The sequence below is a fragment of the Leucobacter luti genome, from assembly GCF_004217175.1.
GTDB classification, from domain to species: domain Bacteria; phylum Actinomycetota; class Actinomycetes; order Actinomycetales; family Microbacteriaceae; genus Leucobacter; species Leucobacter luti.
Map to the genome: position 1 here is coordinate 57,354 of NZ_SHKI01000004.1, position 19,138 is coordinate 76,491.

The following is a 19,138-nucleotide window of genomic DNA, read 5'->3' on the forward strand; positions in this document are numbered from 1 at the left end:
AGTAATGTGAGCAGCAAACGCACGTCGCCAGCGCTCGACGCAACGTCGAAAGCGATCATTGAGCAACTCCAGCGCGATGGTCGCCGTTCGTACGCCGAAATCGGAAAGGCGGTCGGCCTCAGCGAGGCCGCCGTCCGCCAGCGCGTGCAAAAGCTCACGGATACCGGGGTCATGCAGATTGTTGCAGTGACCGACCCCATGCGACTCGGCTTCAGCCGACAAGCAATGCTCGGTATCCGGGTCTCCGGAGACACCCGCGTCGTCGCTGATCAGCTGGCAGCAATGCCCGAGATCAGTTACGTCGTGCTCAGCGCGGGTTCATTCGACATCCTTGTCGAGGTCGTCTGTGAGGACGATGATGGACTCATCGAACTGCTGAACGAAAAGGTTCGCGCAGTCGAGGGTGTCGCCGCTACGGAGACGTTCGTATACCTCCAACTCACCAAACAGAAATACGATTGGGGAACCAGATAACCATGTCATACGATCCCACTGCTGCGGTGGACACCGCCGCGCTGCAGGCCTCGGCCAAGCGCCACATGTGGCCGCACTTCACCAACCGCAAGGTGCTCAACGACGGTATCCCCGTCATCACCCGCGCAAACGGCCACCACATCTACGATGCGGCCGGCAAGGAATACATCGACGGCCTCGCAGGCCTCTTCGTGGTGAACGCTGGCCACGGCCGCGAGCGCATCGTGCAGGCTGCCGCCAAGCAGATGCAGCAGCTCGACTTCATGCCGATCTGGTCCTACGGCCACCCGGCAGCGATCGAGCTCTCGGAGCGTCTCTCCTCGTACGCTCCCGGCGAGATGAACAAGGTCTTCTTCACCACCGGTGGTGGCGAGGCTGTGGAGTCGGCGTTCAAGCTGGCGAAGCACTTCTGGAAGATCAAGGGCCAGCCGATGAAGCACAAGGTCATCTCGCGCTCGGTCGCCTACCACGGCACCCCGCAGGGCGCCCTGGCGATCACCGGTATCCCCGACATGAAGAAGTTCTACGAGCCGCTGACCCCCGGTGGTCACCGCGTGCCCAACACGAACTTCTACCGCGCTGAGGAGATGGGCGCTCCGTCCAACGACCTCGAGGCGTTCGGCCAGTGGGCCGCGAACCGCATCGAGGAGGCGATCCTCTTCGAGGGTCCCGAGACCGTTGCCGCCGTGTTCCTCGAGCCCGTACAGAACTCCGGTGGCTGCTTCCCGCCGCCCCCCGGATACTTCAAGCGCGTGCGCGAGATCTGCGACCAGTACGACGTGCTGCTCGTTTCGGACGAGGTCATCTGTGCCTACGGCCGCGTTGGCGAGTTCTTCGCCTCGAAGGCGCTCGGCTACGAGCCCGACATCATCACCTCGGCGAAGGGCATCACCTCGGGCTACGTCCCGCTCGGTGCCATGATCGTCTCGGACAAGGTGTCGGAGCCCTTCAACTCGGAGGACAACACCTTCTACCACGGCTTCACCTTCGCCGGTCACCCGGCGGCGGCTGCTGCGGCGCTCGAGAACCTCGACATCTTCGAGGAAGAGGACCTCAACGGCCGCGTGCGCGAGAACAGCCCGCTGTTCCGCGCCGAGCTCGAGAAGCTCCTCGACATCGACATCGTCGGTGACGTGCGCGGCGAGGGCTACTTCTTCGGCATCGAGCTTGTCAAGGACAAGGCGACGAAGGAGACGTTCAACGAGGAGGAGTCGGATCGACTCCTGCGCGATTACCTCTCCCCCGCGCTCTGGGAGGCCGGCCTCTACTGCCGCGCCGACGACCGTGGAGACCCCGTCATCCAGCTCGCTCCGCCGCTGACCATCGGTCCGGCAGAGTTCGCTGAGATCGGCGGCATCCTGCGCAGCGTCCTGAAGGACGCTTCGTCGAAGATCTAATCTTCGAGCCCTGAACGACCCCCGCGCTTCGGCGCGGGGGTCGTTTTGCGTTTCGGCGCGGGGGTCGTTTTGCGTTTCGGGGCGGGGGTCGTTTCGCGTTTCGGGGCGGGGGTCGTTTCGCGCTTCGGCGCGGGGGCGGGGCGCTGAGTCGCACGGCGGTGCACACCGGGACCGCGCCCAGCGTCAAGTGCGCTGCACCCCCAGCTAATGAGCGGCTCCCGGACCGGGCCAGACTGTGAGACAGCCAGGACCGCTGGCGCTCTCAATCTGAAAGGTGCACTCCCCGTGAACAGAGACTCAATGGCGCGTCTACTCCGCCGGTCGGGCCGAAGTATCGGCGCGGCCGGGATCGCCGCGCTCATCCTCAGCGGCGGCATGGTCGCCGCTGCGCCGGCCGTCGCGGCACCATCCCTCGGACTCGCGGCCCTCACCGAGGTCGACAAGCCCGGAACCACGATGCTGTCGGCAGCCCCTTTCGACGTGTCCGCGTACGGGTACGAGGAGCGCGAGTACTTCGCCTCCGGCACCGCGAGTCAGTATCTCAACGCAGACGGCTCCGTGATGGGGCTGTCCGCGGCCGATCGGATGACCACCGCGGGCCTGGGCGAGAGCGCGGGCGACTACACGACTCGGGTCGTGGTACGGCAGCCGTCTCCAGAGGTGTTCAACGGCACGCTCGTCGTCGAGTGGACCAACGTGACCACCGGGCAGGACGGCGAGTTCGGCTTCGGCGAGAGCTACGACACCCTCCTCACCGAGGGCTACGCCGTCGCCGTGGTGAGCGCCCAGAAGGTGGGGGTGGACAACCTCGTGAACACGCGCCCCGAACGCTACGGCGATCTCGAGGTCGAGCCCGACTGCGACGGGGTCGCCTGCCCGCGCGACGCGATGGCCTGGGACATCTTCGGACAGGTCTCACACGCCCTGAAGTCCTCCCCGGACTCGCCGTTCGCAGACCTCGGTGTTGACGAGGTGATCGCACTCGGCCAGTCGGGCTCCGCCTCCTATCTCTCGCTCTACTACAACAAGATTCACCCGATCCACCAGTTCTTCGACGGCATCGTGTTCTGGGATGGCGCGGGGGCACTCCGATCCGACATCACCACACCCGGGATCTCGCTCCGCTCCTGGTCGTTCGCCTGGGGCGCGGGTGAGGCTACCGGGGACTACGTCCGCGAGTGGGACGTCGCCGGCTCCGCGCACGGCTCGTTCTTTGTCAACGAGTACATGGATGAGGTCTTTCTCCGAGACGGCACGCAGCCCGGCGGCACCGACTTTCACACCTGGCTTATGAGCCAGGGCGCCCCGTGCGTGAGCCCCGACCTGGGCACGAAGGTGCGCGTGGGGCAGGTCATCGGCGGCGCGGTCGCGGCGGCGGACGCCTGGGCCCGCGATGGCGTGCCCGCAGCACCCTCGGCCTACTTTGAGCGCAACGCGGACGGCACCGCCGCGCACGATGCGGAGGGGCGCGTGATCGGCGGCGTGCAGATCGCAGACGCGGCAGCCCCGCAATTCGGGTATGCAATGAATACCGGCGGCTGGACCTGCGGCGCCGCGGCGTCCTGGAGCGCGCTCAGCGCGCAGGAGCTCGAGCAGCGCTACGTGTCGCACGACGCGTACGTGGCCCGCGTCACCGAGGTCACCGCCGCCGCGCGCGACGCCGGCTACATCGTCGCGTCTGACGCCGCGAAGACCATCGCCGAGGCGGAGGCCAGCGAGGTCGCCGAGACGGACCTCGCACTCGCGGTCACGACCCCGCAGCCGGTGGTGGCCGCGGGCACCGCGATCCCGCTGAGCATCGTGCCCGAGCTGACGCGAGGCGCGTGGCTCGAGGTCGACGGAAGCCCCGTTCCAGTGACCATCACCGGTACCGCGACATTCACCCCAGAGTCAGATTCCGCGGCGTCGGCTTCCACGGCGTCGGGCGCCCCCGCTGACGCGCGCGGCGCCGCGCGTGCGACGAGCACCGTCTGGGAGTCGCAGGCCCAGCTCACCGGCCTGACCGCAACCGCGGTTGACGGACTCACCGCCCCAGCTGAGGCCGGCTCCCTCACCGTGGAGTGGTGCATCGCCGGCGAGGAGCAGCCCGCGGAGTTCGCCGGGCACGTGAACGACACGTGCTCCGACGGTGCGGCACGCGCGCTCACGGTTGCCGTCACGGCGGCGCCTGAGACGGAGACGCCCCCGACGCTGCCCGAACCCGAGCAGCCGGCGCAGCCGGGAGCCACCCCGGACCCCGCGCCCACGGCGCAGGCCGCGGCGCACGGTGCGCTCGCGACCACGGGCGGTGCGAACCACGCCGGCCTCTGGTCGCTCGGTGCGGGGCTCCTGCTGGCGGGAGCCGCGGCCGCGTGGCTCGCGCGGCGCCGCCGACACGCGGGCGGAGCCGCTGACCTCGGAGGCGCGCGCTAGCCCGCCCTCGCCCTGCGCGGGCATCACTTCGGTGATGCCCGCGTTTGGCGCGCCAGCGGCGTTCGGCACGCGCGCGAGTCGAGCTGATCCCCCACGAAACACCCCCGAAACACAGTGGTACAGTTGCTCAGCAGAGAGGGGAATATGGACAACGACGTCATCCCAGCAGCCTCGGTACGCACCTCAGCCACCCGGGACGTCAGCGAGTACTCCCGCCTGGTGTCCGAGCGCTTCGCGCCGCTCACGATCGACACCGACCGCGGCGGCAGATTTCGCGGCCAGATCCGGGGCCGGAGCCTGGGCGAGCTCGAGGTATTCGACGTGCGCGCCACTCAGCACCGGGTCGAGCGCTCGGCCTCGGTCGCCGCGGTCACGCCGCGCAGACGCTACATGCTGCACCTGCAGACGGCAGGCGTGGGCGAGATGGCCCAGGACGGGCGAGAGGCGACGCTGCACCCCGGCGACATGGCGTTCTACGACAGCGACCGCCCGTACTCGCTCTCGCTCGACGACACCTTTCGCAACTCGATCCTGGTGTTCCCGCAGCACCTCCTCAAGCTCCCGCACCACGACACCCAGCAGTTCTCCGCGACCAAGATCGGCGGGAGCCAGGGCTTCGCGAAGATGGTCGCACCGTTCCTGCGCCAGCTGTCCACCGATATGGACCACCTCCCCGCCCACCAGAGCGCGCGCTTTGCGCACGCCGTGGTTGATCTCGTGTCAACGGTGCTGCAGGAGGAGCTCGGCAGCGCGCCGGGCGCCGAGCCGCGGCAGCACGACACGATGACCCAGCTCTACGCGTTCATCGAGGAACACCTGGCGTCCCCGACGCTGGGACCGCAGCGCATCGCCGCCGAGAACTTCATCTCCGTGCGCACCCTGCACGCGATGTTCAGCAAGACCGGCACGAGCGTCGCTTCCTGGATCCGGCACCGGCGTCTCGAACTCAGCCGGGCCGCGCTCGCAAACCCCGAGCTCGACGCGCTGCCGATCCACGTGCTCATGGTGCGCTTCGGCTTCGTCGACGCCGCGCACTTCTCACGCACCTTCAAGACCGCGTACGGGGAGTCCCCCACCGAGTTCCGGCGCCGCACCCGATCCGCGTAGCCCGGAGGCGCGGGCGCTCCGCCCGGAGGCGTGGGCGCTCCGCCGGGAGGCGTGGGCGCTCCGCCAAGACGTGCCCCCACAACGCGGAAGCGCCCGCCCCGAAACCGGGGCGGGCGCTTCGCAGAAAGTCAGGCGGCGACTAGCGACGCAGGCCGAGACGCTCAATGAGCGAACGGTAGCGCGTGATATCGACGTTCGAGAGGTAGCTCAGGAGACGGCGGCGCTGGCCGACGAGCAGCAGGAGGCCACGGCGCGAGTGGTGATCGTGCTTGTGATCCTTCAGGTGCTCGGTGAGATCCTTGATGCGCTGCGTGAGCATTGCAACCTGGACCTCTGGGGAGCCGGTGTCACCGGGCTTGGTCGCGAATTCATCGATGATCGCCTTCTTGACGTCTGCTTCGAGTGCCATATAGGGATCCCCTTCCTGTTGCTGCGCGGCGCCATCAGCGGGGTGCTGGGGCTCTCTTTATCCGCGGCCGTTCTGACGGCAACCTGCATAGCTTAGCAGCTTCTGAGCGCCAGCGACACTTGACGGCCGCATGACCGCGCTTCGCCACTGCCGCTCTCCTGTGATCACGCCGAAACACAACCGTCACTCCGGAGTAATCGCGGGGTGACGGTCACGAAACGCGGAGGGCGCACACTGAGGCAACGACTCGTTCCCGGAGACCCGGGAGGAAGGTGGCACACCATGGAGGAACTCACGCCGCAAGACGTGTGGACGCTCGCGAGCACGGCGCTCGTGCTCATCATGACCCCCGGCCTTGCACTGTTCTACGGCGGCCTGGTCCGGGTCCGCTCGGTCGTCAACATGATGCTCTTCAGCATCAGCGCCATGGGCGTGGTTGGCGTCCTGTGGATCCTGTTCGGCTACAGCATGAACTACTTCGCGGAGGGCGAGAGCGGCTTCGCCGGCAGCCCGTTCAAGGACTTCGGGCTCGTCAACACCGATCCGACCGCCTTCATCGGTGTCGCGTTCGGCGCGGTGTTCGCAATGATCACCACGGCGCTGATCTCCGGGGCCATCGCCGACCGCGTCGGTCTCGGCTCCTGGGTGCTGTTCTCGGGGGTCTGGGCGAGCCTCGTCTACTTCCCCGTCGCCGCGTGGGTCTGGGGCGGTGGCTGGATCCAGAATCTCGGCACCACGCTCGGGACGCCCGAGGTGATCGACCTCGCCGGCGGCACCGTGATCCACATCAACGCCGGCGCCGCGGCGCTCGCCCTCGCCCTCGTCGCGGGGCAGCGCGTCGGCTTCGCGCCCGGCTCGCACAAGCCGCACAGCGTGCCGCTCGTCACCATCGGCGCCGCCCTGCTCTGGTTCGGCTGGATCGGCTTCAACTCCGGGCTCGCGACCGAGGCCGGCGAAGCGGGCCTCATCGTGGTCAACACCCTGGGCGCCCCCGCGGCCGGCATCGTCGGCTGGATCATCGTCGATGTGCTGCGCGGCAAGAAGCCCGGTGTCATCGGCGCCGCGTCTGGCGCAGTCGCCGGCCTCGTCGCCATCACCCCCTCGGCGGCAAACCTCTCCCCCGTCTGGGCGCTGGTGCTCGGGCTCATCGCGGGTATCGCCTGCGCCTTCGCGATCGATTGGAAGTACCGGCTCGGCTACGATGACTCGCTCGACGTGGTCGGCCTGCACCTGGTCGCCGGCGTGATCGGGTCGCTCTACCTCGGCTTCTTCGCGTTCGACGACGGCCTGTTCACCGGCGGCAACGGGGGGCTGCTGCTCGTGCAGACCATCTCCGTGGTGGCGGTCGCCGCGTACTCGTTCGTGGTCTCGCTCATCATCGCACTCGTGGTGAAGCGCCTCACCGGCCTGCGCGTGCCGCAGGAGGTCGAGGAGGCCGGCATCGACGTCGGCGCCCACGGCGAGGAAGCGTACGCCTACGAGACGGTGCGCTAACGATCCAGGCAGGGCACCGGGCGGGGTGCGGGGAACCACACGGTTCCCCGCACCCCGCCCGCACGCCGCTAGGCTTCGCAGTATGACTGCATCACTCTCGCTCAACGTCTCACCGGAGCAGCTCACCCGGATCGCGATCGACATCGCCACGTCGGTGGGTGCGCGCATCATGGAGCTGCGCGAGATCGGAGTCTCGGTGGCCGATCGAAAGTCGAGCATCACCGACGTGGTGACCGCTGCGGACCGCGAGGCCGAACGGCTGGTCGTCGCGGCACTCCAGGAGGCTCGCCCGGACGACGCGATCCTCGGCGAAGAGGGCACCGGGATCCCCGGCACGAGCGGGATCACCTGGGTGGTCGACCCAATCGACGGCACAGTGAATTACCTCCACAACCTCCCCGCCTACGCGGTGAGTATTGCGGCGACGGTCGCCGACGACGCGGCGATGGCCGACGGGCGGCGCGCGATCGCCGGGGCGGTCTTCTGCCCGCGCTTCGGCGAGCTCTACGAGGCGTGGGAGGGCGGCGGCGCGCGGCTGAACGGCACCGCGATCGCGATCTCGGGGGCCACTGAGCTGGCCACGGCGCTCGTGGGCACCGGATTCGGGTACACCGTCGAGCGCCGGATCGAGCAGGCCGAGATGGTGTCGCGCCTGCTGCCGCGCGCGAGCGACATTCGCCGCTCGGGATCCGCCGCGTACGATCTGTGCTCACTCGCCGCCGGCCGGCTCGACGCGTACTACGAGCGCGGCCTGCAGCCCTGGGACTACGCCGCCGCCGCGCTGATCGTGCGCGAGGCCGGGGGCGCGATCCTGGGCCGCGACGACGCGACGATGCCGGGAGAACCGCTGCTGTTCGCCGCGGATCCGCGCCTCGTGCACGAGCTGCGCGACGTGGTGCTGGGCGCGCCGACCGCGTAGCTGCCTGGCGGCGCCCGCGCGCGGGCGTCGTGGTGCCGTGGTGCCGTGCCGATCCGCACCGTGCTGTGCCGTGTCCGCCGTGCCCGCCGTGCCCGCCGCGCCGCCGCGTCCGCCGCGTCCGCCGCGCCGCACTTTAGTCAACGAGACTGACACAGGCATGTACTTTCTGGTGCAAAGTGTGTGAGGATGGGCAGCGGGACCCCCCTTTCCGTTGCACGTTTCCAAAGGAGGAAACACATGCCTCGTCCGTCGAGCGATCCCGTGATCCAGGAGCTCGTGCGTCGCGCACGCTCCGCCCAACTGAGCCGCCGTCAGCTTCTCCGGGGCAGCGCCCTGGGCGCCGCCGTGCTCGGCACCGGCGCCCTCGCCTCGTGCGCAGGGCCGAGCGGCCCGGGCGACGGCTCCGGCGGCACCCTCCGCTGGGCGAACTGGACCTACTACCTCGACTACGACGAGGAAACCGGCGACTGGCCGTCGCTGAACGAGTTCATGAAGCGGACCAACATCTCCGTCGAGTACTTCGAGGACATCGACGACAACAAGACCTTCATCGCGAAGATCAAGGACCAGCTCAAGCTCGAGCAAGACACCGGCTACGACGTGATCGTGCCGTCTGACACCACCACGGTGCGCCTCGTCGAACAGGACCAGCTGCTGCAGTTCGACCGCTCGCTCATGCCGAACGTCGACGCGAACATGATCGACATGGTCAAGAACGCCAGCTTCGATCCCGACCGCGTCTGGTCGGTGCCGTACCAGGCCGGCATGACGGGCCTCGTCTACAACACCCAGCTCTACCCCAAGGGCGTGCGCGAGGTCTCGGACCTGTGGGCGCCCGAGCTCAGCGGCAAGGTCAACCTGCTGACCGAGCAGGACGACACGCTCGCACTGATCATGCTTGAGCAGGGCGTCGACATTGAGGGCGACTGGGGCGACCCTGAGTTCGAGGCGGCCCTCGCCGTCGCGAAGCAGCAGATCGACAGCGGCCAGGTCGCTACGGTCAAGGGCAACTCGTACACCCAGGACCTGGAGCAGGGTACGGTCTGGGCGGGCATGTGCTGGTCCGGCGACATCGCGATCCTCAACGAGGAGGCCGGTGAGGAGATCTGGAAGTTCGTGGTGCCCGAGTCGGGCGCCTCCGTGTTCGTCGACTCGTTCTCAATGCCCAAGGCCACGCAGGCGTTCGATCAGGTCCACGAGCTCGTCGACTACTACTACGAGCCGGAGGTGGCCGCCCAGGTCGCCGAGTACGTGCAGTACGTGTGCCCGGTCGCCGGCGCCCAGGAGGCGATGGCCAAGCTCAACCCGGAGCTCGCCGAAAACCCGCTCATCTTCCCCGACGCCGATCTTTCGGGGCGGATTTTCGACATGCGCTCGCTCACCGCCGAGGAGGACAACCGCTACACGCAGGCGTTCCAGAAGGTGCTCGGCAACTAGCGCGCCGCGGCGTGCGGCCCAGGGTGCGCGGCGCGGCCCGGCGCGGCGCGGCGCGGCCCGGCGCGGCGCGGCCCGGCGCGGCCCGGCGCGCATCCCGGCCCGCTCGCACAGATCCGCCCCGCTTCCCCAGATCCGGCCCACTGCGCCGGATCCGACCCGCTTCCCCAGATCCGCCCCGCTACACCGGGCCCCGCGCGTGAAGCAGCGGGTCGGATCTGAGCCGCAGGGTCGGATCTGCGTCGGGGCTGGCCACGCCGCGCGCAGCGGGCAATGCGTACCGCGGACCCACGTCTCTCAGCCCGGCGCGCTCGCGCAGATCCGGCCCGCGGATCCGGCCGCGCTGCCCCTCCCCTCAAGTCCGACCCCCTTCACCAGATCCGACCCGCTACACCGAGCACCGCGCGTGAAGCAGCGGGTCAGATCTGAGCTGCAGGGTCGGATCTGCGTCGGGCCCGTCACACCAGGCAGCCGGGCCACAGCCGGGCCACCCGACAGCCGCGCCGCGCAGCCGGGCTAGTCACGCTGCCGCGCCACGGCCGCGCCTGGCGGCCGCGCCTCACAGTCTGGCCACGGGCGCCCGGACGCCTCGCGTCCCCGGCCCGGCGCGCTCGCGCAGATCCGCCCCGCGGGCCCGGCCGCTCTGCCCCTCCCCTCAAGTCCGACCCCCTCCCCTCAAGCCCGACCCCCTTCCCCAGATCCGACCCGCTACACCGGGCCGCACACGCGAAGCAGCGGGTCGGATCTGAGCTGCAGGGTCGGATCTGCGGCGGGGCCCGTCACACCAGGCAGCCGCGCAGCCGGGCCGGGCCGGGCCGCAGCCGGGCCGCAGCCGCGCCAGGCCGCCCCGCAGGCAGCCGCCCCGCACACAGCCGCCCGCGCCCGGGCCGAACGCACCGCGCTCCCGCGGGAACCGATCCGGAACCCCGCGAGAGCGCGAGTGGTGCGTGTGCCCGCCGGCCTCGACTAGACGCCGAGCAGCGCCTCGATCGGCCCGCGCGCGAAGAAGATCACGAAGCCCACAGAGACCACCCAGAGCAGCCAGTGCACCTGCTTCGCCTTGCCCGTGAACGCGTGCACGAGCACCCAGGACACGAAGCCCGCACCGATGCCGTTGGCGATCGAGTAGCTCAGCGGCATCACCGCGGCCGTGAGGAAGACGGGCAGCAGCACGCGGAAGTCGGTGAGATCGATGTTTGCGATCTGCGACATCATCATGGCGCCGACGATCACGAGGGCGGCAGCGGCCACCTCGGTGGGCACGATCTCAGTGAGCGGGGTGAAGAACATCGCGAGCAGGAAGACCAGCCCGGTGACCACGTTTGAGAGGCCCGTGCGCGCGCCCTCGCCGATGCCGGCGCCCGACTCGATGAACACGGTCGTGGACGACGACGAGGTGCTGCCGCCGACGACCGCGCCGACGCCCTCAACGATGAGCGCCGACTTGATCCGCGGGAAGTTCCCCTTCGCGTCGGCCAGGCCGGCCTCGCGCGACAGCCCGGTCATGGTGCCCATCGCGTCGAAGAAGTTCGTGAAGAGCAGCGTGAAGACCAGCATGATGACGGTAACGAGGCCGACCTTGCCGAAGTCGAAGCTGACCGCACCGACCAGCCCGAGATCCGGCAGCGCGAACGGGTTGTTGCCCAGCACGGGCTCCGTGAGGCTCCAGCCACCCGGGTTGACGGCCCCGTCGGCGCCGAACTTCGGCCCGATCTTCCAGATCGCCTCGACGATGACCGCGATCACGGTGCCGCTGACGAGCCCGATGAGGATGCCGCCCTTGACCTTCTTCGCGACGAGGATGCCGGTGAGCACCAGGGTGATCACGAAGATGAGGGTGGGGATCGTGGCGATGAATCCGACGCCGGCCGGCCCGAGGCCCACGGGGGGCGACGACTGGCCGGTCGCGTCAACGAAGCCGGAGTTCACGAAGCCGATGAACGCGATGAAGAAGCCGATACCCACGGTGATCGCGAGCTTGAGCTGCACGGGGACCGCGTCGAAGATCATGCGGCGCAGGCCGGTTGCCGCGAGCAGCACGATGAGCAGGCCGTTGATGACCACGATGGCCATCGCTTCGGGCCAGGTCACCTCCTGCACCACGGAGAACGCGAGGAAGGCGTTGATGCCGAGGCCCGCGGCGAACGCGAACGGGAGCCGCGAGACGATGCCGAACAGAATCGTCATCACGCCGGCAGCGAGTGCCGTCGCGGCGCTCACCTGGCCGAAGTCGAGCATGTTGCCCGCGACGTCTTCCTTGCCGGAGAGGATGATCGGGTTGAGGATCACGATGTAGGCCATCGTCACAAAGGTGACGAGGCCGCCGCGGATCTCGGTTCCGAACGTGGAGCCGCGCTCTGAGATGTGGAAGAACCGGTCGAGTGCGCCCTTCACCCCCGCGGCTGGTTGCTGACTTGTCTCCTGCTGGGCGTCGGCCACAGGTGCTCCATTTCCTCAAGCTGGGCGTTTCCTGAACAGAGCTACGCTATCACCTGCGGCGCGCCGCGACAGCGGGCGAAAAATACCGCAGGCCCACCCGGCGAACCGAATGGGCCTGCGGTCGTGCGGTGCAGCGCTTAGCTGACGCCGAGCAGATCGATCACGAAGATGAGGGTCTTGCCGGAGAGCGGGTGCCCGCCCGAGGTGCCGTATGCCTGCGCCGGGGGCACGATCAGCTTGCGGCGGCCGCCGACCTTCATGCCGGGGATGCCGACCTGCCAGCCCTGGATCAGCGCGCGCAGCGGGAAGTTGATTGACTCGCCGCGGCTCCACGATGAATCGAACTCCTCACCGGAGTCGTACTCAACGCCGAGGTAGTGCACATCGACGGTCGAGCTCGCGAGCGCCTCGTCGCCGCTGCCCTCCACGACGTCAACGATCTGCAGCTCGGCGGGCGCGGGCCCGTCGGGGAATTCGATCTCAGGCTTCGTCATCGGTGTTTCAGTCATGCCCTCATTCTCTCTGATTCTTGGGGAGTCGCGCCTCCGAGTTCGCTCAGAGGGAACCGGGGCGCATCCCGGGAGGGGCGGAGCTGCCCACGACCCCGCCCAGTCAGATACCCTGGAGACGTGAGATTCGCGCACCTGATCCCCGCCCCCAATTCGGCCCCCGAGCTCGTTGTTGTTGAAGACGAGCGTTTCGTCCCCGTCAGCGCGCTCGGCGCCGACTACGCGACGCTGCAGCAGCTCATCGAGGCAGGGAGCCAGGCAGTCGACCGCCTGCGCGAGGCCGCCGCGCAGAGCGACGCCTGGCAGGACGTCGCCTCGGCCACGCACGCGCCGGCGATCATCGGCCCGCCCATCGTGCTCGCTGTGGGCCTGAACTACGACGAGCACGCGAGCGAGCTCAGCCTCGACAACGATTCTGGCCCCGTGCTGTTCTCCCTGTTCCCCAACTCGCTGGGCGCGCACAACGGCGAGGTGCCGATCCCGGTGCACCTGAGCGAAGAGGTCGATTACGAGGGCGAGCTCGGCGTGGTGATCGGCCGCGCGGCGAAGAACGTCACCCCTGAGGAGGCGCTCGACTACGTCTTCGGCTACACCACGATCAACGACATCACGGCGCGCAACATCCAGTTCCAGGAGCCGCAGTGGTCGCGCTGCAAGTCGTTCGACGGCTTCACGCCGGTGGGCCCCGTCGTGGTCACGGCAGACGAGATTCCGGATCCGCAGGCGCTCGCGATCACCACTGACGTTGACGGCCTGCGCGTGCAGGACTCGACGACGGGGTTCATGATCCGCACCGTCGCCGAGCTCATCTCTTCAATTTCGCAGTCGCTCACGCTGCTGCCCGGCACCGTCATCTCGACCGGCTCCCCCGGCGGCGCTGGCCGCTCACGCAAGCCGCCGCTGTACCTCAAGCCCGGCACCGAGGTGACCGTGTCGATCGCGGGTGTCGGCACGCTCACCTCGCACTGCGTGCGCGCGTAAGCGACCGCGCGGGTCGTAGGCCTCGCCTGCGACCCGCGGCCGCGCCTACGACCCGCGACCGCGATCCGCGGCTGCGCCTGCGGCCGCGGCAACGCACCAGCTTCGACAACACGGCGAGCACCACAAAAGGGGCCGGCGGGAGTTTCCTCCCGCCGGCCCCTTTGGGTGTGCGCGCTAGTCGTCCGAGGCGTCCGCGTCAGCCTCGAGCTTCTGCGGCGCGCCGGGGATGATGTCGATCGCGTCGGTCTCGGGCGCGAGGCCCGCGAGCTTCGACGGCTGCAGGATGTCGTCAAGCTCGGCCTGATCGAGCAGGCCACGCGACACCACGAGCTCGGAGACCTTCGCGTTGGTCGCGAGCGCCTCCTTCGCGAGCTTTGCCGCCTCGGCGTAGCCGATCACGGGCGCGAGCGCCGTGATGACGGTGACCGAGCGGGCCACCATGTCCTCAAGGCGGTCCTCGTTCGCGGTGATTCCGTCGACGCAGTTGATGCGCAGCGTCTGGCAGGCGCGCTCAAGCCAGGTGATCGACTGGAAGAGCGAGTGCGCGATGATCGGCTCGAACGCGTTCAGCTGCAGCTGCCCCGCCTCGACGGCCATCGACACGGTCACGTCCGATCCGGCGATTGCGTATGCAACCTGCGACACCGCCTCGGGGATTACGGGGTTCACCTTGCCCGGCATGATCGAGGAGCCGGCCTGACGCGCGGGCAGGTTGATCTCGCCGAGACCCGCCTGCGGGCCCGACGACAGCAGGCGGAGATCGTTCGAGATCTTCGACAGCTTGAGCGCGCTGCGCTTGAGGGCCGCGGAGAACGTGACGAAGACGCCGGTGTCGCTCGTCGACTCGACGAGGTCGCCCGCGGTCTCGAGGTTGAGCTCGGTGATGTCGCGGAGGTGCCGAATCACGGCCTCCTTGTACCCCTTCGGCGCGTTGATGCCCGTGCCGATGGCGGTGGCGCCCATGTTGACCTCGCCGAGCAGCGAGACGGCCTCCTGCAGCCGCTCGATGTCCTCGCGCAGGGTCACCGCGAACGCGTTGAACTCCTGGCCCAGGGTCATTGGGACGGCGTCCTGCAGCTGCGTGCGGCCGACCTTGATGATGTGCGAGAACTCGCGCCCCTTGGCGGCGAAAGACTCCGAGAGGAGGCGCAGCTCCTCGAGCAGGCTACCCAGCGAGAACGCGAGCGCAATCTTGATCGCGGTGGGGTACGTGTCGTTGGTCGACTGGCTGTGGTTCGTGTGATCGTTCGGGTTGATGTACGCGTAGTCACCCTTCGCGTGCCCGGCGAGCTCGAGCGCGCGGTTCGTGATGACCTCGTTCGCGTTCATGTTGCTCGACGTGCCGGCGCCGCCCTGCACCACACCTACGACGAACTGGTCGTGCAGCATCCCCGTCTTGATCTCTTCACAGGCGCGATCGATGAGGGTGGCGCGCTGCTCGTCGAGCGCCCCGATTTCGAGGTTCGCGCGCGCGGCAGCCTGCTTCACACACGCGAACGCGCGGATGAAGTCGGGGTACACCGAGATCGGGCGGCGTGCGATCGGGAAGTTCTCGTGCGCACGGGCGGTGTGCACGCCCCAGTACGCTGAGGCCGGGATCTCGACGCTGCCGAGAGAGTCCGTTTCAGTGCGAGTCTGGGCGGACAGGAAGTCACTCACCGGGTATCTGCTCCATGGTTGGAAAGGGTGCGGCCGTGCCGCTGGGACGGACCAAGCCTACCCCGCAAAAGTGAGCGCAGCCAGCTTCCCCGAAGCTTCCACAGCGCGCGCGTTTCTTACCGTGCGGGCGCGGCGTCCGGATCCGGTTCTTCGTCCGGATCACGGGTATCGTCGAGCGGTTCCGGATCGACCCGGATCACGCCGGTGGGGAGCTCCTGCGGCGCCGATTCCCCGAGCAGGTCCGGGTCGCGTCGCAGCACCGAGATCGGCGCGGTGAGTGTCTCAGACTGCTGCGCGGGGTTGTCTTCGAGCCCGGGGCGCCCCACGTGGGTGACGCGCCAGTTCCAGCCGTCGCGGTGGAACCGCAGGCCGCGTTCAGTAAGCAGCCAGGTCATTCCGACCGCGAACGCGAGTAGTGCGGCGATCGCACCGATAATCAGGGTCGAGCGCGCCCCGAGCGCGTCGGCGGCGGCGCCGACGAGCGGCGCACCGATCGGCGTGCCGCCCATGAGGATCGCCATGTAGAGCGCGAGCACCCGGCCGCGCACCGCGGGATCGGCGGTGGTCTGCACGAACCCGTTTGCGGTGGTGAGCATCGTGGAGATCGCGAGGCCGAGGAACACGAGGGTCGCGGCGAACGTCCAGAACGTGGGCATGAACGCAGCGATGAGGCTCACGATCCCGATCCCGCCGACCGAGATGATCACGACGCGCATGCGCGCGGCCGGGCGCTTTGCCGAGAGCAGCGCCCCGGAGAGCGAGCCGATCGCAAGAATCGACGAGAGAAGCCCGTAGTCTCCCGCGCCGCGGCCGAACTCGACGGCCATGGTCGACGACATCACCGGGAAGTTCATGCTGAACGCGCCGACGAGGAACACGATCACGAAGATCACGAGCAGGTCGTGGCGGCGCCGCACGTACCGGAACCCGGCCATGAGCTGGCGCAGCTGCGACTCACGCCGGGCCGTAGCCGGGGGCGGCACGCGGCGCGCGGTGATGAGCAGCAGCGCTCCGAGCACGGCGAGGAAGGAGAAGCCGTTGATGATGAACACCCAGCCTGAGCCCACCGCGGCGATCAGCACGCCAGCCACCGCCGGGCCGACCAGTCGGGCTGAGTTAAATGACGCCGAGTTGAGGGCGACCGCGTTGGAGAGCTGGTCGTTGCCCACGAGGTCTGAGACGAACGCTTGGCGCGAGGTGGTGTCAAACGCGTTGACGATGCCGAGCGCGAGCGCGAAACCGTACAGGTGCCAGATCTCGGCGACGCCGCTGACGAGGAGCGCGCCGAGCCCGAACGCGAGCAGCATGAGCAGCGACTGCGTGACGAGCAGCACCTTGCGCCGGTCGAAGCGGTCGGCAACTGCACCGCTGAACGGCACGAGGAGCAGCTGCGGGCCGAATTGCAGGGCCATCGTGGTGCCGACGGCCGCGGCGTTCGTGTCAGTCAGCTCGGTGAGCACGACCCAGTTTTGGGTGGTTGCCTGCATCCACGCGCCGATGTTCGAGACGAGCGCTCCGACGAACCAGATGCGGTAATTGCGCACGGAGAGGGAGCGGAACATGCTTGACACGGGTGTGGGCGACCTCCTTCGGCTTCCTCAACCCTACTCCTGCCGGGCGCCGCGCGTGCGGGCAGGTACACCGCGCGCGGGGCGGGCGAGCCCGGGGCCGCAGATCCGAGGGCCCAAGCTCCAGAGCCCGCGCCCACGCTGAGAGCGCCGGTACCGGCGCCGGCGGCCAGCGGTCCAAGCCGCGGCGCCGGGCTGCGCGCGGTGTTAGAACTTGCCGCCCATGTCGAGCAGGCGGCGGATCCGATCCGGGATCGGCGGGTGCGTTGCGAAGAGGCGCTGCATCATGCCGGGCTTCAGCGGGTCCGCGATCCAGAGGTGCGCCATGCTCGACTGCTGCTTCTGCAGCGGCCGCCCGTACTCGGAGAGCTTGTGCAGCGCGCTCGCGAGCGCCTCGGGGTGGCGCGTGGTGAGCGCACCGGTGGCGTCCGCGAGATACTCGCGCTGGCGGGACACCGCGAGCTGCACGATCGTGGCCACGAGCGGCGCGACCAGCATGGCGACGAGGCCGAAGACGAGCACGATCGGGTTGCCGTTGTTGTTGTTTCGGCTGAAGAACGCCATGCGCACGAGCACGTCGGCGATCATGCCCACCGCCACCACCAGCCCGTACACGATCATCGAGACGCGGATGTCGTAGTTGCGCACGTGGCCGAGCTCGTGCGCCATGACCCCCTCGAGCTCGGCATCGGTCATGATGTCGAGGAGGCCGGTGGTTGCCGCGACCATCGCGTGTTCAGGGTCGCGTCCGGTCGCGAACGCGTTGGGTGCCGGATCGTGCACGATGTAGACCTCTGGCATGGGTGTGCCGGTGGTGATCGCGAGGTTCTCGACGATCCGGTAGAGCCGGGGATTGTCCGCCTGCGTGATCCGCTGCGCCCCGCTCATCGAGATCGCCTGCTTGCCCGCCATGAAGTACTGGATCAGGGCGTACCCCATCGAGATCACCACGACGGTGATGACGATGCCCGGCGACTGGTAGATCGCGGCGGCCAACCAGCCCAGCCCGCCCACAATGCCGATAAACAGCAGGATGACGAGGAAGCTGTTGACCTTGTTGCGTCGTATGGCGCTGTACACGGTCCTCCCGGATCAGAACTGGATGCGGGGCGGCTCGGAGATCGCTGCGACATCGGCGACCTCGAAGAAGTCGCGCTCGGTGAAGCCCATGCCCCGGGCGAAGATGGTGTTGGGGAACACCTGAATCTTGGTGTTCAGCTCGCGCACGCCGCCGTTGAAGAAGCGGCGCGAAGCCTGAATCTTGTTCTCGGTGTCGACGAGCTCGCTCTGCAGCTGGAGGAAGTTCTGGCTCGCCTGGAGCTGCGGGTAGGCCTCAGCGACCGCGAAGATGCTCTTGAGCGCCTCCTGCATGTGATTTTCGGCCTGAGAGGCCTCGGCCGGTCCCTGCGCCGAGATGGTCTCGGCGCGCGCCTTGGTGACCGAGTCGAACACGCTCTTCTCGTGCGCCGCGTACCCCTTGACCGTCTCGATCAGGGAGGGGATCAGATCCGCGCGGCGCTTGAGCTGCACGGTGATGTCGCTCCATGCCTCGTCGACTCGGACGCGCAGCGTCACGAGCGAGTTGTACGTCACCCAGACGTACCCGATCAAGATAACAAGGACGCCGACGATAATCAGCGTGGCAATCAATCCACCAGACATGGGTGAATACTATCCAAGTTCACCCGGAAATGGCTGTGTGATTGACCTCAACTCACCGACCGGCGCAGTGTCGGATCTGGGACTCCCCCGCTCCACCCAAATGTCAGCCGCGACACGTACGCTGTTCGAACACACTTTCGAATGGGGGCAGCGTGCAATTCAGTGATGTCATCCGGTACGACACGAACACGTGGGTGGTGCTGCGCAACACCCCGGGGACGCCCGAGGCGGTGGTGCAGCGCGTCACCGACACCGGCGGCGAGGCCCGCTACCTCCTCCTCACGTGGGCGCTCGCGGACGCGGACCGGCGGATGGTCGGCATCCACACCTCCCTGCGCGCCGCGGTCGACGCGGTGCCGTGGCCGCGCAAGGATCAGCTTCCAGACGGCAGCGGGCACCCGCCCGGGGTGCGGCGGCGCGTACCGTCCGGCCGCCCCGCGCAGCAGCACCGCGGCCCCACCGGCGCTGCGTAGGGATCAGATCCGCCGCGTGCCGGCACGCCCGCCACACCGCCGAGTACGCGCCGAGCACACGCCGCCCCTGCACGGGTCTCGCGCGGCCAGACCGCGGCAGAGCAGCAGCTCACCGGCAAGCGCAGTGCCCCCACTGGGACTCGAACCCAGACTGAAACGATTTTAAGTCGTCTGCCTCTGCCATTGGGCTATGGGGGCCCT

The 19,138-nt window shown here is 68.5% G+C and carries 16 protein-coding genes and 1 tRNA gene; 9 read left to right on the forward strand and 8 right to left on the reverse strand.

The window, feature by feature from the left end; genetic code table 11:
* Positions 1–6: 6 nt before the first annotated feature.
* The 4 genes from EV139_RS06645 (at position 7) to EV139_RS06660 (ending at position 5,390) form a co-directional block, all read left to right on the forward strand.
* Entirely contained in the window at positions 7–474 is a 468-nt protein-coding gene (locus tag EV139_RS06645) for an Lrp/AsnC family transcriptional regulator (RefSeq protein ID WP_130453572.1), read from the forward strand.
* A 2-nt stretch (positions 475–476) separates the two neighbouring features.
* A complete protein-coding gene (locus EV139_RS06650; protein ID WP_130453573.1) occupies positions 477–1,871 on the forward strand; it encodes an aspartate aminotransferase family protein in 1,395 nt (464 codons plus the stop codon).
* A 300-nt stretch (positions 1,872–2,171) separates the two neighbouring features.
* Positions 2,172–4,283, forward strand: a complete 2,112-nt coding sequence (locus EV139_RS06655; protein WP_130453574.1) for an alpha/beta hydrolase domain-containing protein — start codon at positions 2,172–2,174, stop codon at positions 4,281–4,283.
* 144 nt (positions 4,284–4,427) lie between these two features.
* A complete protein-coding gene (locus tag EV139_RS06660; RefSeq protein ID WP_130453575.1) occupies positions 4,428–5,390 on the forward strand; it encodes an AraC-like ligand-binding domain-containing protein in 963 nt (320 codons plus the stop codon).
* 139 nt (positions 5,391–5,529) lie between these two features.
* On the opposite strand, the gene rpsO is transcribed toward EV139_RS06660, so the two are convergent.
* Positions 5,530–5,799 carry a 30S ribosomal protein S15 gene (gene rpsO / locus EV139_RS06665; protein ID WP_130453576.1) on the reverse strand — a complete coding sequence of 90 codons (270 nt, stop codon included), beginning with the start codon at positions 5,797–5,799 and terminating at the stop codon, positions 5,530–5,532.
* Positions 5,800–6,081: 282 nt separating this feature from the next.
* Here rpsO and EV139_RS06670 point away from each other — a divergent pair, with 282 nt between their 5' ends.
* From EV139_RS06670 to EV139_RS06680, 3 genes are all read left to right on the forward strand, one after another.
* Positions 6,082–7,293, forward strand: coding sequence for an ammonium transporter (locus EV139_RS06670; RefSeq protein WP_130453577.1), 1,212 nt, complete (start codon positions 6,082–6,084; stop codon positions 7,291–7,293).
* Positions 7,294–7,375: 82 nt separating this feature from the next.
* Positions 7,376–8,212 carry an inositol monophosphatase family protein gene (locus EV139_RS06675; RefSeq protein WP_130453578.1) on the forward strand — a complete coding sequence of 279 codons (837 nt, stop codon included), beginning with the start codon at positions 7,376–7,378 and terminating at the stop codon, positions 8,210–8,212.
* A 237-nt stretch (positions 8,213–8,449) separates the two neighbouring features.
* On the forward strand, positions 8,450–9,649 hold the full coding sequence (locus EV139_RS06680; protein WP_130453579.1) for an ABC transporter substrate-binding protein: 1,200 nt from the start codon (positions 8,450–8,452) through the stop codon (positions 9,647–9,649).
* 963 nt (positions 9,650–10,612) lie between these two features.
* Here EV139_RS06680 and EV139_RS06685 read toward each other — a convergent pair.
* Positions 10,613–12,085: an NCS2 family permease gene (locus EV139_RS06685; RefSeq protein WP_130453580.1), complete on the reverse strand. Its 1,473-nt coding sequence runs from the start codon at positions 12,083–12,085 to the stop codon at positions 10,613–10,615.
* 137 nt (positions 12,086–12,222) lie between these two features.
* Positions 12,223–12,594, reverse strand: coding sequence for an FKBP-type peptidyl-prolyl cis-trans isomerase (locus EV139_RS06690; protein WP_198677481.1), 372 nt, complete (start codon positions 12,592–12,594; stop codon positions 12,223–12,225).
* Between the two features lie 120 nt (positions 12,595–12,714).
* On the opposite strand from EV139_RS06690, the gene EV139_RS06695 reads away from it, so the two are divergent.
* Positions 12,715–13,575: a fumarylacetoacetate hydrolase family protein gene (locus EV139_RS06695; RefSeq protein ID WP_130453581.1), complete on the forward strand. Its 861-nt coding sequence runs from the start codon at positions 12,715–12,717 to the stop codon at positions 13,573–13,575.
* Positions 13,576–13,749: 174 nt separating this feature from the next.
* Here the strand turns inward: EV139_RS06695 and EV139_RS06700 are convergent, their stop codons facing one another.
* The 4 genes from EV139_RS06700 to EV139_RS06715 all read right to left on the reverse strand — a co-directional run bounded on the left by EV139_RS06700 (position 13,750) and on the right by EV139_RS06715 (position 18,464).
* Positions 13,750–15,234, reverse strand: coding sequence for an aspartate ammonia-lyase (locus EV139_RS06700; protein ID WP_130453582.1), 1,485 nt, complete (start codon positions 15,232–15,234; stop codon positions 13,750–13,752).
* A 116-nt stretch (positions 15,235–15,350) separates the two neighbouring features.
* Positions 15,351–16,796: an MFS transporter gene (locus EV139_RS06705; protein WP_130453990.1), complete on the reverse strand. Its 1,446-nt coding sequence runs from the start codon at positions 16,794–16,796 to the stop codon at positions 15,351–15,353.
* A 213-nt stretch (positions 16,797–17,009) separates the two neighbouring features.
* Positions 17,010–17,882 carry a M48 family metalloprotease gene (locus EV139_RS06710; protein ID WP_130453583.1) on the reverse strand — a complete coding sequence of 291 codons (873 nt, stop codon included), beginning with the start codon at positions 17,880–17,882 and terminating at the stop codon, positions 17,010–17,012.
* A 12-nt stretch (positions 17,883–17,894) separates the two neighbouring features.
* Positions 17,895–18,464, reverse strand: a complete 570-nt coding sequence (locus EV139_RS06715) for a LemA family protein (RefSeq protein WP_130453584.1) — start codon at positions 18,462–18,464, stop codon at positions 17,895–17,897.
* Positions 18,465–18,616: 152 nt separating this feature from the next.
* Here EV139_RS06715 and EV139_RS06720 point away from each other — a divergent pair, with 152 nt between their 5' ends.
* Positions 18,617–18,937: a hypothetical protein gene (locus EV139_RS06720; RefSeq protein WP_130453585.1), complete on the forward strand. Its 321-nt coding sequence runs from the start codon at positions 18,617–18,619 to the stop codon at positions 18,935–18,937.
* A gap of 125 nt (positions 18,938–19,062) precedes the next feature.
* Here EV139_RS06720 and EV139_RS06725 read toward each other — a convergent pair.
* Positions 19,063–19,135 (reverse strand) — tRNA-Leu (locus EV139_RS06725).
* Between the last annotated feature and the right edge of the window lie 3 nt (positions 19,136–19,138).

Coding starts and splice junctions, on each gene's coding strand:
- EV139_RS06680 (WP_130453579.1), top strand. CDS start 8,450: ATGCCTCGTCCGTCGAGCGATCCCGTGATCCAGGAGCTCGTGCGTCGC.
- EV139_RS06660 (WP_130453575.1), top strand. CDS start 4,428: ATGGACAACGACGTCATCCCAGCAGCCTCGGTACGCACCTCAGCCACC.
- EV139_RS06690 (WP_198677481.1), bottom strand. CDS start 12,594: ATGACTGAAACACCGATGACGAAGCCTGAGATCGAATTCCCCGACGGG.
- EV139_RS06655 (WP_130453574.1), top strand. CDS start 2,172: ATGGCGCGTCTACTCCGCCGGTCGGGCCGAAGTATCGGCGCGGCCGGG.
- rpsO (WP_130453576.1), bottom strand. CDS start 5,799: ATGGCACTCGAAGCAGACGTCAAGAAGGCGATCATCGATGAATTCGCG.
- EV139_RS06675 (WP_130453578.1), top strand. CDS start 7,376: ATGACTGCATCACTCTCGCTCAACGTCTCACCGGAGCAGCTCACCCGG.
- EV139_RS06705 (WP_130453990.1), bottom strand. CDS start 16,796: ATGTTCCGCTCCCTCTCCGTGCGCAATTACCGCATCTGGTTCGTCGGA.
- EV139_RS06650 (WP_130453573.1), top strand. CDS start 477: ATGTCATACGATCCCACTGCTGCGGTGGACACCGCCGCGCTGCAGGCC.
- EV139_RS06715 (WP_130453584.1), bottom strand. CDS start 18,464: ATGTCTGGTGGATTGATTGCCACGCTGATTATCGTCGGCGTCCTTGTT.
- EV139_RS06670 (WP_130453577.1), top strand. CDS start 6,082: ATGGAGGAACTCACGCCGCAAGACGTGTGGACGCTCGCGAGCACGGCG.